The following is a 16,766-nucleotide window of genomic DNA, read 5'->3' on the forward strand; positions in this document are numbered from 1 at the left end:
TTGCTTATTCCGGAAACTGGCTATGGAAGCGCTCAATCAAGAAGTCCAAAAACAAACGAAGTCGCTTGGGTTGATACTGGCGGCTCAGGTAAATCACGTTCAAATCTGCGCCTGCAGAAGAGGTCGATGCGTTGAAGTTCTTCATATAGCCATTTAACACCGTCACTAAACGCTGCTGTTTGATGTCTTCTTGCACATCGAGAATCGATTTCAACGCAATCCCCGCCCCATCTAACGCCCATTGACGAATCACTTCGCCATCATCAGAAAAACGCTTCGGTACGACAGTAACAACATTGTGCTGCTCTTCATCTTGAAAGTGCCACGTTTTCAACTCTTCATTGCTGCGAACCATGGCTAAACAATCGTGCTGTGCTAAATCTTGTGGCGTGATCGGCGTGCCTTTCTTTGCCAAATACTGAGGAGAAGCGCAAAGCATTCGGCGACTGGACGCCAGTTTGCGAGAGATAAGGTTGCTGTCGGCTAGCTCTCCATATCGGATAACAATATCCAAACCGGACTCCGCCAAGTTGGATAAGTTATCGTTCAAATACAGATAAGGGATCACATCAGGATAGAGCTGACTAAATTCCGACAGTATTGGCGAAATGTATTGCTTACCAATATCACGAGGAGCCGAGATTTTAAGTGTGCCGCGCACTTCTTTGGTGCCAGTTTGGAGCAAGTTCTCCGTCTCTTTAACGCTGTCGATGATTTCCAAGCATGCCTGATGGTACATAGCGCCAGAGTCCGTCAGTGAGATATGCCTTGTACTGCGATTAAGTAATTTCACCCCATAGCGATCTTCCAGCGACTGCAATCTTGCCGTTACTGTTGCTGGCGATAAGCCGAGCTCTCTACCAGCCGCCGCCAGCCCTTGGTTCTTCACTATGCTGACAAACAGCGTCATATCCGAAAACTTGTCCACATTCCCTCCTAAAACCTCATTATTCGACTGAACTGAATAATCAATTCAAATATTACCCAATTATCAAATTTCTTCCAATCAATATACTGGCTCCAACGAAACGAGATTGGAGAAACAAATCATGAAAACAGAAAAAACTGTCTACGTCGTACTCGGTGGCACATCAGGTATTGGTGCTGAACTTAGCCAACAACTTGCAAACGACAATGCGGTTGTCCACGTAGCAAGCCGCAAAACAGGGCTAGACATCAGCGATGAACAGTCGGTTTACCACTACTTCGAAACCATTGGTGCTTTTGACCACCTGATCGTCACAGCAGGTTCTTATGCTCCGGCAGGCAAAGTGATGGACGTGGAAGTTTCCCAAGCAAAATACGCTTTTGATACCAAGTTTTGGGGCGCCATCAACGCGGCGAAACATGGCGCACGCTACATCAAGAAAGGCGGATCAATCACGCTAACTTCCGGCATGTTATCGCGCAAAGTTGTTGCTAACACCTACGTCAAAACTGCCATCAACGCGGCCATTGAAGCGACCACAAAAGTGCTAGCGAAAGAGTTGGCTCCTATCCGAGTGAATGCAGTCAGCCCAGGTTTGACTAGAACTGAGGCGTATCAAGGCATGAGCGAAGACGATAGAAATGCCATGTACCAACGCACACAAAATAGCTTGCCCGTAGGCAAAGTTGGCGAAGCCAGTGACGTTGCAAAAGCTTACTTACTTCTGATTGAAAACAGCTACATGACTGGCGCCGTGATTGATGTTGATGGTGGCGCACTGCTTGGCTAACAGCACACGCTTAGCTAACCGCAAATAAAAACAAGGTGCCAGAGCAAGAAAAAAGCATGGCACCAATGGGTTCAAACGAAATAAAAAAGAGACTCCCCCATGAATAAAGAAAAAATGCCGCTGCAGGTATGGATTTTAACGCTTGCAGCTTTTGCTATCGGTACCGCGGAATTTGTTATTGCAGGAATCCTACCTCAAGTCGCCAACTCTTTGTCCATCACGGAAGGGCAAGCGGGTTACCTAATCAGTGCCTACGCACTTGCCATTGTGTTCGGCGGTCCGCTGCTTACGATTTACTTAGCACGCTTTAACAAGAAAGCCGTACTGGCTGGGCTAATGGTGCTGTTTATTCTCGGCAACGTATTGTCCGCTTTTGCACCTAACTACTTTGTGTTGATGGTCAGCCGAGTGATCACGGGCTTGGTTCAAGGCCCTTTCTACGGTATCGGAGCCGTGGTCGCGACCAATTTGGTTTCAGAAAAAATGGCAGGCCGTGCAGTCGGACAGATGTTCGCGGGCCTAACACTGGCTAACGTTTTAGGTGTGCCTGGCGGTACTTGGATTGGCTTGCAATTCGGCTGGCACACCACTTTCTTGACCGTTGCCGCTTTTGGTTTAGTGGCTCTGTTCTTCATCACTTCAGTGATCAAATCGACTGGTCATGGCGAAGCAAAAGATGTCAAAGCGCAATTGGCTGCGTTCAAAAACCCAATGCTACTTATCAGCCTTGCGATCACCGTATTCGCTTGGTCGGGGTTTATGACTTTGTATGGTTACATCGCCCCTATCGCCATGCACATCACTGGCTTTGGTGAAAGTGCCGTGACTTGGATTTTGGTTATCGTTGGCGTCGGTCTGATTGTCGGCAACACCATGGGTGGTCGCTCATCAGATAAAAACCTACAAAAAGCGTCCATGTTCTGGGCTATCGCGATGATTGTGTCACTGGTACTGGTCGGCCTAGCTGTCGACAGCAAAGTTCTGTTTATTGCCACCGCCTTTGTATTTGGTATTGCGTCATTCGCTAACGTGCCAGCAATGCAGCTTCGAGTAATGAACCACGGTGGTGAAGGTCAAGAGCTAGCGGCGACAGCAAACATCTCTGCGTTCAACTTAGCCAATGCCTTTGGCGGTTTCTTAGGCGGCATGGTGCTCGATAGCCAAATGGGCGCAGGCATGATCCCTTACGCAGCCATCATTGTTCCACTGATTGGTTTGCTATTCATCGCCAAGGCGAACCGCAAAGAACACAAACAAACCGACTTAGCGCCAAGCTTCAACAACTAATTTCATCCCTACTGGTAGCCCTGACTTAACGTCTCCCGAACAAGCGGGGCTGCCCAATACAAATCATCAGGAAAACACTATGAAACTTTACATTTACGAACATTGCCCATTTAGTGCTCGCGTTCGCTACGTTGCTGGCATGCTGAATATCCAACTCGACGTCATCAATATTGCTTTTGACGACGACAAAACCACAACAGACCTGATTGGAACCAAGCAAGTGCCACTTCTTATCAAAGACAACGGTGAAGCGATGGCAGAAAGTCTAGATATCATCGCTTACTTCCTTGAACTGGCAACATCAAGTGAAACAAGCCAACCATCTCAACAAGCGTTGGATTGGCAAAAAATCGCGTTTCTTCCACTGCAGAAGGTGGGTTACCCACGTTGGTCAAACATGGATTTACCAGAGTTTGCCACTCAGTCTGCACAGCTCGCTTGGCGCGCGAAAAAGGAAACTGAAGCACTCAATTTTGATGCACTTTTACAAGACACACCAAACATTGCCAAAGAGGTAGAAGCGCTCATCGAACGTGCGAAAAGTGTGTTGAATCTCGATTCCTACCAGCATGTGACTTTGGTAGACGAAGCGATCCTATTTTCTATTTTGCGCGGGTTCTTCAGTGCCACAGAAATCCAATGGGACAACGCCGTGAAAGATTGGATGGAATCGGTAAGCAACAAAACCCAAGTACCACTACTTAAGTAAGGAATCGATCATGAGCAAACTATTTGAACCAACACAGCTGAAACAACTAACTCTGCAAAACCGCGTAGCCATGGCTCCAATGACCCGAGCGCGCACTAGCCAACCGGGAAACATTCCAAACCAAATGATGGCGACTTACTACAAGCAGCGCGCTACCGCAGGGTTAATCATCTCTGAAGCCACCCAGATTTCAGACGATTCGCAGGGTTACTCATTCACACCAGGCGTCTACACTGATGAACAAGTGGCAGGCTGGAAAACCGTCACTCAAGCAGCAAAAGAGCAAGGCGCAGCGATGTTTTGTCAGTTATGGCATGTTGGCCGTGTATCACACCCAACATTCCAAAAAGGCGAACAGCCTATTGCCCCATCAGCACTAAAACCCGTAGAAACCCAAGTGTGGATTGCCGACGAACAAGGCAATGGCAACATGGTCGATTGTGTAGAGCCACGAGCGATGACTCAAGCCGATATTGACCGTGTGGTAAGTGATTTTGCCCATGCAGCGAAACGTGCGATTGAAGCAGGCTTCGATGGCGTCGAAATCCACGGCGGTAATGGTTACCTAATTGACCAGTTCCTACGTACCAATTCAAACCACAGAACCGACAACTACGGCGGTACTCGCGAAAACCGACTTCGCTTTTTATTAGAAGTGGTCGATGCGGTGAGCGAAGCCATTGGTGCCAACAAAGTGGGAGTACGACTCGCACCTTTCATCACTTTCAAGGACATGAACTGCCCAGACATTGTGCCAACCATTCTTGATGCATCGAAACAACTTCAAGCTCGTGATATTGCGTACTTGCACCTGTCTGAGGCGGATTGGGATGACGCACCAGTGATTCCAGAAAGCTTCCGCATCGAGCTGCGCGAATACTTCACCAATACGATTATCGTGGCTGGCAGTTACACCCAAGAGCGTGCCGACGAGGTGCTTGAGAAAGGTTATGCGGATTTAGTCGCGTTTGGACGCCCATTTGTGTCTAACCCAGATTTGGTGGCGCGCTTACAGCACCAACAACCTCTGGCAGAACTGGATAGCTCTACGCTTTTTGGTGGCAATGAACACGGTTATACGGATTATCCGGCGGTTGGTTGAACGGCTTTACCCGCCTCTGATAGCGATTCATAGCGTGCCGTATTTCTCAAATTAATCAGTTGTTATCCCATAAAGGGAAAAGCGCAACGCAGCTCAACGTTTTCTTCAGTTTGAGTGTAATAAACTGGCTGCATATTCAGAATGCAAATTTAGGAGAACGCTCGTGTCTGATGAAACTACAAAACAAGAAGTGACGGTTGTTGATATTAAAATGCCATTTATGTCGATGGTGATCTTTATGGTCAAGTTCGCTATAGCTTCCATTCCTGCGATGATCATTCTAGGGATCATCTTCAGCATTTTAGGGATGATATTTGGCGGAATGTTCGGTGGCATGTTCCACGGTTCTGGTCACATGTAAGCGCAATCACCGCTGATGTGGTTCTGTAAACTCGGCATGAAACCACGCTGTCTCTTTTACCAAAAAATCACTCCCTATTTTCTATTACTCGTTAAAAGTAGATAAAAAATGAGTAAGGGAGTGATTTTTAGATGATTCACCTTACAAGGTTTGCTGAAGCGCTTGTTTAAGTTCCGCCTCTGCTCGCTCAATCACTTGCTGAGCCTGCTCGCGTTGCGCTCTGCCTTCCTTCACTCGAGATAGTGTATTGTTCAACGTTTCTATCGTCAGTTGATTCACGGTCTCTAGAGAATCGAGATCGAGAATGCCACGCTGGTAGTTTTCTGCAATTTGTTCTTCTAACGCCTTCAGTTTCTCCGCGTTTTGCACATATTGCTTATTGGTGTAATCCTTCACCGCGCGCGTTACCTTCAACGCTTTCTCTTTTTCGTAATTAGAGATCGCAATCAAGAATTGGCGCTTCCACAATGGGAAGGTGTTGTGAACGATATCTTGAATGTCTTCCATCAGCATTTTATTGCCTTCTTGAGACAATCGAATCTGGGGCGCAGTTTGGATAGCAGCAAGGCGAGTAAGCTCAAGGTTATGCACGCGCTTTTCTAAACGCGCAACGGCTTGGGTCGCATCCCGATATTTCTGGGCATCCAACGCGTCGCCACTTTGCTCAGATTGTGCCAGTAAGCTTGGTAACACATTCTGAGTAAGCTGATTTAACTTATACCTACCAGCGGCGATGTACTGCTCTAATCCGCCAAGCAGATCTAAGTTATGATCATAGAGCGTATCGAGCTGGGTAATATCATGAGCCAACTTCATCTCTTGTGCTTCTAAACGCCCTGAAAGCTGTTCCAATTGGCTTTTCACTGAATCAAAACTTGCCGAGAATTTTTTGAATGAATCAAAAAGCTCACCGACTAGAGGAAGTCTCGATAACAAGCTGGTTTTGCCTAGATTTGAGAATTCAGCGCTGTCCATGGACGATACCATTGCATGCAAAATATCGCCCGCCTCACCGCTGTCGCGAACACGGACTTGCTCTAAGACTTCGTCAGAGAAAGCGGTGATTTTTTCTAGTGCTTCTTTACCAAAAGTGATCGTCGCTACACTGTCAAACGCATCAAATTGCTCTGCTAGCGCGACGATTTGAGGAGTAGCGTCCACCTCAAGTACCTGATGTTCAGAATTCATCAATTCGGTCATGGGATCTCCCTATATTTATGACGGCTTATGACAAGGGAACTTTTGCCATAACGTTTCAAATTGTCTTGAGAACGCAGAAACAAACCTGCGATCGTCGGTAAGCGTAATATCTTCCTGATTGTATTTAGAAGCACTGCGTGTCCAGTTAAAGCTGCCATTGACCAACCGCTGTTGGTCGAATATCGCGAACTTATGGTGCATATGATATCGAGTGGTATCAATTTTAACCGCCACACCTTGTGCTGCAAGATATTCAACATCACTGCCTTTATCGTACATTTTGTCGTTGTCGGTCACGATTCGGACCGCCACGCCTCTTTTATGCGCCGCAAGGATCTGATCGGTTAAGTCATTATCTGCAATCGTGAAAACGCAGATATCCACTGAATGACGAGCCAGTTTCAGCTGTTCAATAATGCCGGATGCGCACGCTCTACCCGGTGAAAACCAACTCGACGCGGTATCTGCCGAATTCGCACTCATTACATTGTCTAAGACTTTGACCACTCGCTCTAACCAGCGAACCAAAGCGGCTGCATCACCTTGGTTTTGTATTTCTTGTTGTACAAGCTTAAAGCTCAAATTCCGCAGGTACGAACGGTCTTCATGACTTAATACCGAATTCTGCAGCTCCGATTGGAGCTCTCTTCGCTCACTATCATCTAGGCGGTAATCTTGTATCGAGGCCTCCAACCATGCAGACAATTTCTGTCGATTCATTTAGTTGCCCTCCTGTTCATGGTTACCAAAGCGAGCAACGTGCTGATTCAGCATGGCAAGTTGCTGCACCACCTGTCCGGCTCTGTCTTCGGAATCACCCATCATTTGCTGACGCTGATACCCTTCTTTGATTTCAGACCAACGGGCTCGCTGTTCATCCGTCATGTCACCACGTAGCTCTGCAAGCTTAAGTAGGTTCTCTTCAGTGCCCGAAGCCAGCGTTTGCGCTTCACCCTGATAGTGATCTTGAAGCAGCGTGTTCATCTCTTGGTCGGTCATCACTGACGAGATTTTCTCCGCCAGTTTATTCATGTTTCGATACGAGCCTTGCAGCTTGAATGGCGGTTCGACACGATACTGATCCGCTGTTGCGGCTGACTTGATGTACTGCTGATTCACCTTCAGCACAATTTGCTGAGCCATGATCAGTTTTTGTAGGGTTGTCACGATCTCGCCAGATTCGATTGCTGAGTACGAATGGCTCATCTCACTCAGCGCGATGCTTTCTCCCTCTGCCATTCTGACAAAGCGGTACAAATCATTCAGATCTCGCGTTGCTAAAGGCGCAAGAACATTGTTGGAGGTGAGCGAGTTTTCGATAAAGCTTAAGTCGAAGATCGATTTTTGGTCAGACAGCATGTCACCGAGGTTGTAGATGTCCGCACGGTTAGCCAACATATCTGGGATTCGGAACGCTTCACCACTCTCAGTGTACGGGTTACCCGCCATGACGACAGCAAACTTTTTGCCACGCATGTCGTATGTTTTCGTTTTCCCTTTCCATGTACCTTCTATGCGGCGAGTACCGTCACAGAGTGAGATGAATTTCTGTAAAAATTCAGGATGGGTATGTTGAATATCATCCAAGTACAGCAACACATTGTTGCCCATCTCGAACGCGAGGTTAATTTTTTCAATTTCACGCGCCGCATTTTGATCAGGGGCGTCGGCTGGATCGAGGGATGTCGCTTGATGACCGATGGATGGGCCATTGATCTTCATGAACACCAAACCTAATTTGTGTGCAACATACTCAATTAACGTCGTTTTACCGTAACCAGGCGGAGAGATAAGAAGTAGCATCCCCATCAAGTCAGTACGCTTTTTATCGCCTAACGTGCCCATTTGCTTAGCAAAGTTGTCGCCAATAAGAGGTAAGTAACTCTCACTGATCAGCTTATTGCGCACAAATGACGTTAATGGGCGAGGTTTAAACTCGCTAAGACGGAAATCTTCTTTGGCAGAACTCAACAACTGGGTACGCTGGGATAGATAGGCTTCGAAGTTCGGAACTACCGAGCTTCGATGATGTTCGTTTCTTTGAATAAAATCATCCAACACGAGCTCTACACTGCCCTTGTTTATTCGAGTGTGTTCTCCCAATAACCCCTCGACATGACACACCAATGAAAAGTCGACACTACCTAGCCTTTGCTCAGACATGGTATTCACGACAGCAACCGTCGCCGCTTCGCATGCGAATGCCTGACCGTATTGCTTTTTCGCAGTGTACGCGCTTAACCACTGATGATGATCGTTAAATGATTCGGTAAAGCTGAGCGGTTGAGGTTGCCAGCCCAAACTGCGTCTGAATTGCAAATAATCTTCACAGAGAGAAAGAGAATCCTGGCTCACTTCAATTTGCCAATCTTGCTCACTCAATAGCTGCGCAAGGTAGTCAGCGGCTTCATGTTGATCATCATTTAGGGAATCAACCAGTTGTTTTTGCAGCTCTTGATACGCTTGCGATGCATTTAAATGCTCTCGCAATAACTTCGCGTTTTGCGCCTGTTGTTGATAGTGAACTATTTGGTCAGCATCTTGCTCTAATAGCCACAAGATGGCCTTCGATCGCGCGATTTGGCTGTAACGCAGTAACCCCGCTTGCTGATAAACAGGCAGCACTTTACGTAAAATGTTGACCGCATCATGATCGTGGATACCTTTGACATACCCTTCTCGATAACGTGGCGCCGCAAAGCGTTGAACGAGTTCATTCAACTTATCTTCTTTCAAAGCTTCATAAAGCGTTTCTAGGCTCTGCCCATCTTGATTGATAGAAGCTTGATGCAAGATCAAATACGCCAGATATTCCGCTCGATAGACATCTTCACTTTCTGAGGCTACGTCTAAACGAGAAACGGTTTGCAAGTCGAGGAATGCTTTATCTTCAACTGCTTGGTAAAAATCCGTACCGGAAATGTGTAACGCCAATTCACCACTTTGATCGACCAAACTAAGGTCAAGTGGTTGCTGGTTCACACTGAACCTATGCTTGCCCAAACGCAGAACGGTTCCACCTTTCTCGAAGATGTCTTGGTTATCACGTAGCGCACGCAAAGATTGGTCTTGAAGCGATTTCAATTTTGCGTCAACACTGTCAGCTTTCACAGTGTCGCCAAGCTCACGAATAGTCTGAGACAACTGTTGTAGCTTAAGTACCATTGCATCAGTAGCAAAGTAGCTATTTAGCCCTGCGACATCATCAAATCGTTCAACGCGCTTTTCTACGCTGCTCATAGTGACATTCGCCGCTTGGAGCAAGTTTTGAACTCGACGTTGTTGACCCGCTATGAGCTGTTGCTTGTGGTTATCCAGTGTCGATTGGATCTCATCACGCTTTGAATATATTTCGGTCAAAAACTGGTCGAAATCTGCAAAACGCGACTCTAACTTATCCAGTTGCCCAACGAGCTTGGCAAGCTGGGTATCACAATCATCTGGCGTTAACGCTTGCTCCATTGCACTACTCACCGACTGGCTGAGTAGCTTAAATTGAGCACTAAATTCCGCTTGAGCTTCTTCGCTTTGTAAGCCTTGAGATTTTGCTCTTAGCTTGGCTGAAACAGTGTTAAGCAGCGACGTTACTTCTGTCGTGAGGTCTAAGATCCGAGTTGCTTGTGTCGGGTCTTCGGTTTCGATGTCTGTAACTTCTTCCGTCACTATTTGAAGCTCATGACGAAGTGTTTCAACTTCTTCGCTTAGCTTCTGAATCTCCGCAGTTTTGCTCACTTCTTCGAGTTGTAACTCGATTTTCTGAATTTGCTTCTTGAACGGGACGTACGCTTTTTCATCCTGAAGAAGAGTGAGCAAGTGTAGGTTAAGTGATTCACGCTGCGCCTGTAATTCTTCAAGCAAACGGTCGACTTGAACCTCATCAATATAATGCTGCTGACGGAGCGACATAGTCACGCCAACTTGCCCTTTTACCTCACTAAGTAAACTCAGTAGCGTGTTCGCTTGCTCTTTGGGTGCCAGTTTGATTTTCCCGATAAGCTCGGAAACCGCAGATTTTTGCTTATCAAGACTGTTTGCTGCATGTTTTTGTAGCTGTTGAACTTTGGCAAACTCATCGATGATCTTATCGGTAGTCCCCATGAGTTCATTGATCGCACTGCCTATTCCACAAGCGTAATCATGATTGAGCCAGGTGTAGTGATCGAGCGTTGAACGACACTGCTTTATCAGTACCTCATAGGCCGCTTGAGTCACCTCTTCACTCTGTGCTAATTGGCAAATCGAAAGTACAGAAGACAGTGCTCGCACTAGCTCCGTATTACCAAGATTGAACAGTGGACTACTGCCTTGAGTTTGCGCATTGACCTTCGCATAGTGCTCTGGTGTAGAAAATGGCGTATCCCAAATTCTCATTGGGTGGATGGTAGACGCTTCTTCATTTTCTGACAGTTGAAAGACTAACCAGCGGCCATCTGGGTATAAGCTGTAACCGTGGCTTTCCATTGGCGCTTCAAATTTCTTTTCAATCAAGTTGTAGGTGTAGGCGATGTAATAACCTTCAACGGCGTTGAAAAAGATATAAAGAATGTCTTCACCATTCGGTGACGTGATCTGTTGGAAAAACTTGAGCTGGTCAGCTTCAAAGGCGAACTGTTTGTCTTCGCCATTAGATAAAACATAACCATTAGCGTAAAGCACACCATGATCTTCAGGTAACGTTTTTGCACTTGCCCTTAATGCATCAGCACTTACGACGGACTGATTCACTGAATTGTAGAGGAAGTATCGAGCGTGTTTTTCTCGGTTTGGCTTTACTCGAAGCGCGATTAAGTCTCCGACAAACGCGTAGTCGATCTGTGCATCAGCAACGCTTTGGTGAGGATCTTCAACGTCCTCTCTGTAGATACCTTTGCCATCTTTGGTGTTGTCTTCCACCTTGATGGTTAAGTCCCCACCCACACATTCAACAAACAGCTTATCTTGAATAGATACATGCGGATGATCGCCAAGCACATGATCATCTCGCGTTGTTGGGATCCAATCAAAATCATGTTGAGGAACACTGGTTAGCGCATTTTGCCCCAAAGAATCAATGTACTCGATAGAGTGGGCGTTGATCTGAAAACGAAATACTTTCCTGTCTTCCGGGCGCATTCCGATTTGGAAGGCGAGGTAAAGCGTGCTTTCTTGACGAGAGATTTGAGAAAGCCTCGCGTCTCGGTAGTAAGTAAACAGTTCCGTCAATTCATGGGTAAAACGAGAATCCGATAAAAAACTGGATTCAAGTGGAAGGCGTTCTACACGGAACGTGCCTTCATTTTCGTGAAGCTGATAAAGCCCGAAGACATCATCTAACGAAGGGGTCGCTTTCATCCCGACTTGGACATGATAACCGAACAGTAAATGCTGGTTTACCTGAGCCATGTCGATCGGAATACACTTGGCATCGGTTTGAACATTGACCTTGCCGATCAACTTGAAATCTTGACCGCCAAACGTTTCTTGACGTTGCTGATTGAAGGATTGGGAGAGAGACTTTAGCTGGCTGCCTTGCTGCAACAAACGCGTCTTTAAAACATCGTATGCACCAGCATCACTCACCGCTTTTTGAGTCATATCTGACATGCTAATACCTATAAATCCCGCTTACGATGAAGCGGGATTTTTTAGAGAGAATGAAAGGTTAAGATTTATCGCTGGTTGTTGTGTCTAATGAGCTTTGAATTTTCTTCATCAGCTCCGCGGCGCCACCTTGTGAATTCAGCAAACCCGCTAAAGCAACGTTACTCAAATCACTACTTTTCAGTTCCGTACTCTCTAACACGTCTTTGATGTCTTGCGGCAAGCTACGGTTGCCATTTACGTAATCTGAGACCAGTGGGTTAAGAACCTCTGATTCGTTAAACTTCGCATCAACGACAGCAGCATCCATGATAGTGCGGCGGATTTGCTCCATCCCTTCACCACCAAACAAACGGATATCTGCCTTCGATAGCGCCTCGCCCAAGGCTTGAGCATTCGCTCCGACCACAGTCTTCTGAGCATCAATACGCGCCAATTCAAGGTCTTTCTCTTGCTGTAACTGCATCACCCACTTGTCGTGTTCACGTGTGTGATCATCATATTGCTGAGCCGCCTCGAAGCGAGCTGTCTGAGCTTCTGCTTCTGCCAGGCCTTTAGCACGTAGGGCTTGAGCTTCGGCTTCACCGGCACTTTGCAAGGTGTAAGCTTCTGCTTCACCCGTCTCTTTTATCGCAAGCGCACGCTCACGCTCTACTTCCACTTCAGCAAGACCTGTTGCACTAATCAACTCTTTCTCTGCTTGTGCCATGCGCTCTTTCGCTGCGGCTTCACGATCTTTCGCCACAAATTCTGCTTCCGCACGTTTGGTTGTGACCACCTGCTCCGCTTCAGCTTGGCGAGTCTTCACTGCCAATTCATTTTCCGCGTCACGAGTCTTCACTTTCATCTCAGCTTCGTTTTCGATCAAGATACGTTCAGAACGTTCACGAGCTGCGTCTTTCTCTGCACGAGCTGCAACCAATAGTTCGATCTGAGCAGATTCCGCAACCGCTTCTGCTTCCGTCAGCTTGATGCGTTTTTCACGGTTTACACGCTCATTCACGCGCAAGTTTTCCGTTTCTTCCTCTTCGCGCGCAATCTTACGTTCGATTTCAACGCGCTGAGAACGAGTCTCTGCGACAGACTTCATCGCTTCTTCGACCGTCGTCTCTTTCTGCATTTCTTTTTCAGCGACTTCCGCTGAAGTGCGAACTCGTTCAGTCTCGACGGAACGATTGAGCTCTTCTTGTTGAATTGCCACTTGACGCTGGCTTGCAATACGTGTCATTTCGACTTCCATCTCGACACTTTCGCGTTTCTTAGCAACTTCTTCCTCGGTTTCAAGTTCAGCTAGCTTAGTAATTCGCTCATATTCTTCACGTTTTTCAGCGGCCAACGCCTCTTCTTGCGCTTTGATAATATCGATTTCACGCTGAGTACGAGCTATGCTCTCTTTCTCTTGTTTATCAAGCTGGAGACGATTCGCTTCAGCCTCAACGTTTTTCTTCTTGATGGTCGTTTGCTCATCCTGACGAATCGCGTTAGTTTCCGTGTTCTTTTGCGCGGTAATAGCAGAGATTTTACGAATGCCTTCTACGTCGAGAATGTTGCCTGGGCTGTGCGCATCTAAAGCCGTTTGGTCGACTTTATCGATCACAACATCATAGATTTTAAAACCATCCATTTCGCTACCGATTACATCAACAACGGCATCACGAAACGCACGACGATTAGTTAACAGCTCTTCGAATTCAAACTGTTTTACCGCCGTTTTAAGAGCTTCAGAAAACTTAGGTTGGAAGTGCTCTTTTAGGCGGTCTAGGTTAGAGGCATCATGAGCAGTAAAGAGTTTAGCAACACGAACAATGTCTTCTTCTTCATGATTCACACCGATATAGAAATCGACTTTAAGGTCCGCACGAATATTATCTCGGCAATGCAGGCCCTCATATTCTTCGCCTTCTTGGTCTTTACGACCACTTCTAACGACAGAGATTTTTTTACGAGTAATATCCATGAACTCAAATTTATTGATCACTGGCCATACAAAAGTACCAGTTAAAGAAGCGCGAGTAGCATGCAGTCCGTTTACAATAAGCGCGTCGCCTTCACCTCGAACTTTTTTATATCGGGTGGTAAGAAACACAAGAACAATCAAAAAAATCCCGATACCAATTCCAAGGAATATCAGACTTGGAGAAATCTGCATAGCTGCTCCTTAATTTTCTAGCTACTGATTAATAATGTAATATTTTTTTTGTTTATTTAGAGAAACGATTACGACATCGTTACCATATTCAATGGGTGCATCCGACTCTAATATTCGGGCATCCAGTAAGAATTCACTGCCATTATGATGGACAATAATTTCACCGCGTTGAGCATTCACTTCACCACTGTGCACTTTTGCTTTCATCCCTACAAAATCGACCTTTGCAAACGCCTTACTCTTATCAAAGAGTGGCGCTAATGGGCTTAATAGCTTGGCACTAATATACAAAGACAAATAGAAGTTAACAGGGATAGAAACGACTTTCGCAATCATCGCTGTAGTAGTGCTAATGTATTGATCTATAAAAGAAGAAAAATAGAAAGACAGAATAGTGGCAAAGAAGAAACTCACGCACAGGCCCACCGCTAGTGGGACTTTAGATAATATAGGGGGCAATAAGAGCCCACCACTAAATAGATTTCCCGATTCAAATAAATCGATATCTGCGACCGCCACATCTACAACATTAAAGATGAGATCAATGCACATAATCAAAAGAAGAAAAACAAACGGCACAAAGAACACATTGGTCGGGAAGGACAGCAATATATCGATCATTACAAATAATAGATTTCAACGGTGAGGGTTATCGAGTTATGGTAAAGGATCATAAATTGAGTTTTTTTCCTCTGACTTTTTTTTGTGACTGACATCGACAAAATTAAAACCAATAAAATAAAAATCAACTACATCAATGATTACTAATATTATCAGCCTCACAATAAGTCGAAGAATAAATAACAATAAGCACACTAAAGTAAAGGCCGTTGGAATTATCTAATAATTACTCAATTATATTACAGAATGATAGTCTCTTTATTTCGACTATTTTTTATCGAATCAAGTTCTATATTTTAACCATTACTCATTTCCATTGTTCTCCTTACCTTAGCGAACTCAATATCAATGAGAAGGACTTCCCCCTCTTCCTTTGCGTCTTCTGACTGGTTAAAATGCACAAAATTGCGCACTAACCGGATAGAACATGGCAAAACTTACCCTTCAAGAGCAGATGCTAAAAGCAGGCTTGGTTAACGAGAAAAAACTGAAGAAAGCTAAGAAAGGCTCTAAAAAATCACGCGTTCAAGCCCGCGAAGTTAAAGCGGCGGTTGAAGAGAACAAACGTCAGCAGTTAGAACGTGACAAGCAACTTAGCGAGCAGCAAAACAACGAGCGTTTGAGCAAAGAAGTTAAAGCGCAAATCATTCAGCTAATCGAAATGAACAAGCTTGATTTGAAAGATGGTGACATCAAATACAATTTCACTCACGGCACGCTAGTGAAATCTCTCTATGTCGATTCACTTGTCCGTGATCAGTTGATCAAAGGCATCTTGGCAATCGCCATCGTTGGTGAAAGCTATGTGGTCATTCCTCGTCCTGTTGCGAACAAGATTGCTCAACGTGACGAGTCTGTGATCATCGAACAGAAAGAGCCTGAGTCAGATATCCCAGCAGAAGATGACCCGTACGCAGATTTCGTCGTACCAGACGATCTGATGTGGTAAAGCGAGTTCGCAACAAAACTCGATAAGTAAGGTCAAGCTCCTGTCTGGTTTTACTCTTTGTAAGCAGCAAAACCAGGATCAAGGTTGCTTGACCTTCAAACTGTATAATTCTCTCATCATTGCTCAGTTAGTTTCGAATGTTTGGCATTGGTTTGGATCACCCGATTGAAAGCCTTTTTGAAACCACTCGACCCGCTGCTCTGAAGATCCATGAGTAAAACTATCGGGCTGTACACTTTGCCCTGCCATAGATTGTAATCGGTCATCGCCCACAGCACTTGCCGCAGCAATCCCCTCTTCCATATCTCCAGGCTCAAGCAGTTTCATCTCATTATTAACGTAGAATCCCCATACGCCAGCGTAGCAGTCAGCTTGCAGTTCAAGTTTGACACTCAATTCATTCGCTTCAACTCTAGAGGATTGCTGTTGCAATTGGCGAACTTGATTGCTGGTGCCAAGCAGTGTTTGTACGTGGTGGCCAACTTCATGAGCAATTACGTAAGCGAAAGCAAAGTCTCCCGGGGCTCCGAGTCTTTTAAGCTCATCCATAAAGCTCAAATCTAGATATATTTTCCGATCTGCTGGGCAATAAAACGGCCCAGTCACCGCCCTACCCACGCCGCACCCTGTCATTGTAGAACCACTGTACAACACTAAAGTCGGCTCCGAATAACCATTAGGCAGCAGTTCACCCCAAACCGTTTCGGTCGTCCCTAGTATGGCCGCAACAAATTGGGCACTCTCATCAGTTAACGCTTGGCTATCTGCTGAGTTGTTTGACTGTTGCGTCACTGCTGGCGTGCCTGCAATTTGTCCCATCAGGTCACCATCTCCCATAAGAGCTTGATACCCAAAGAACAGAACACCACTAAGTAACACCACTCGCCCTACCTTGCTTTTTAAAAGGAAAGGCAGAAAACGGAACAATTGCGCAACGAGTAAGCCTGTTGAAGCAGAGCTTCTTGCCCCTGGTTGTCCTCGACGGTCTTCTACATTTGAGCTTCTTTTACTATTGCGCCATCGCATGTTTTCCTCCTGTCGCGATGCTGATTACACTTTACATTGTGGTTCAATTTTAAGGATCTTACTC

Annotated in this window: 13 protein-coding genes; 6 read left to right on the forward strand and 7 right to left on the reverse strand. The window is 45.9% G+C overall.

Annotated elements, in window-relative coordinates; genetic code table 11:
* Window positions 1–4 precede the first annotated feature (4 nt).
* Window positions 5–928 carry a LysR substrate-binding domain-containing protein gene (locus L1076_RS14975; protein ID WP_237303906.1) on the reverse strand — a complete coding sequence of 308 codons (924 nt, stop codon included), beginning with the start codon at window positions 926–928 and terminating at the stop codon, window positions 5–7.
* Between the two features lie 121 nt (window positions 929–1,049).
* On the opposite strand from L1076_RS14975, the gene L1076_RS14980 reads away from it, so the two are divergent.
* From L1076_RS14980 to L1076_RS15000, 5 genes are all read left to right on the forward strand, one after another.
* A complete protein-coding gene (locus L1076_RS14980; RefSeq protein ID WP_237303907.1) occupies window positions 1,050–1,718 on the forward strand; it encodes an SDR family oxidoreductase in 669 nt (222 codons plus the stop codon).
* Window positions 1,719–1,817: 99 nt separating this feature from the next.
* Window positions 1,818–3,005, forward strand: coding sequence for an MFS transporter (locus L1076_RS14985; RefSeq protein WP_237303908.1), 1,188 nt, complete (start codon window positions 1,818–1,820; stop codon window positions 3,003–3,005).
* Window positions 3,006–3,084: 79 nt separating this feature from the next.
* A complete protein-coding gene (locus L1076_RS14990; protein WP_237303909.1) occupies window positions 3,085–3,714 on the forward strand; it encodes a GrxB family glutaredoxin in 630 nt (209 codons plus the stop codon).
* A 10-nt stretch (window positions 3,715–3,724) separates the two neighbouring features.
* Window positions 3,725–4,816: an alkene reductase gene (locus L1076_RS14995; protein ID WP_237303910.1), complete on the forward strand. Its 1,092-nt coding sequence runs from the start codon at window positions 3,725–3,727 to the stop codon at window positions 4,814–4,816.
* A gap of 163 nt (window positions 4,817–4,979) precedes the next feature.
* On the forward strand, window positions 4,980–5,177 hold the full coding sequence (locus L1076_RS15000; protein ID WP_038876674.1) for a hypothetical protein: 198 nt from the start codon (window positions 4,980–4,982) through the stop codon (window positions 5,175–5,177).
* A gap of 141 nt (window positions 5,178–5,318) precedes the next feature.
* On the opposite strand, the gene L1076_RS15005 is transcribed toward L1076_RS15000, so the two are convergent.
* The 5 genes from L1076_RS15005 to L1076_RS15025 are packed head-to-tail and all read right to left on the reverse strand — an operon-like array spanning window position 5,319 to window position 14,727.
* Complete coding sequence (locus tag L1076_RS15005) at window positions 5,319–6,377, reverse strand: toxic anion resistance protein (RefSeq protein WP_038865067.1); 1,059 nt, start codon at window positions 6,375–6,377, stop codon at window positions 5,319–5,321.
* Between the two features lie 15 nt (window positions 6,378–6,392).
* Entirely contained in the window at window positions 6,393–7,097 is a 705-nt protein-coding gene (locus L1076_RS15010; protein WP_237303911.1) for a phospholipase D-like domain-containing protein, read from the reverse strand.
* Complete coding sequence (locus tag L1076_RS15015; protein ID WP_237303912.1) at window positions 7,098–11,960, reverse strand: DNA repair ATPase; 4,863 nt, start codon at window positions 11,958–11,960, stop codon at window positions 7,098–7,100.
* Between the two features lie 58 nt (window positions 11,961–12,018).
* Window positions 12,019–14,106, reverse strand: coding sequence for a peptidase (locus tag L1076_RS15020; RefSeq protein WP_237303913.1), 2,088 nt, complete (start codon window positions 14,104–14,106; stop codon window positions 12,019–12,021).
* 21 nt (window positions 14,107–14,127) lie between these two features.
* A complete protein-coding gene (locus L1076_RS15025) occupies window positions 14,128–14,727 on the reverse strand; it encodes a DUF1449 family protein (protein WP_038876667.1) in 600 nt (199 codons plus the stop codon).
* A gap of 427 nt (window positions 14,728–15,154) precedes the next feature.
* Between L1076_RS15025 and L1076_RS15030 the strand changes: the two genes are divergently transcribed.
* Window positions 15,155–15,676, forward strand: coding sequence for a DUF2058 domain-containing protein (locus L1076_RS15030; protein WP_054755527.1), 522 nt, complete (start codon window positions 15,155–15,157; stop codon window positions 15,674–15,676).
* 123 nt (window positions 15,677–15,799) lie between these two features.
* On the opposite strand, the gene L1076_RS15035 is transcribed toward L1076_RS15030, so the two are convergent.
* Entirely contained in the window at window positions 15,800–16,702 is a 903-nt protein-coding gene (locus L1076_RS15035) for a neutral zinc metallopeptidase (protein ID WP_104035243.1), read from the reverse strand.
* Between the last annotated feature and the right edge of the window lie 64 nt (window positions 16,703–16,766).

This window comes from Vibrio sp. MMG023 (assembly GCF_021654215.1).
Classification (GTDB): Bacteria; Pseudomonadota; Gammaproteobacteria; order Enterobacterales; family Vibrionaceae; genus Vibrio; species Vibrio jasicida.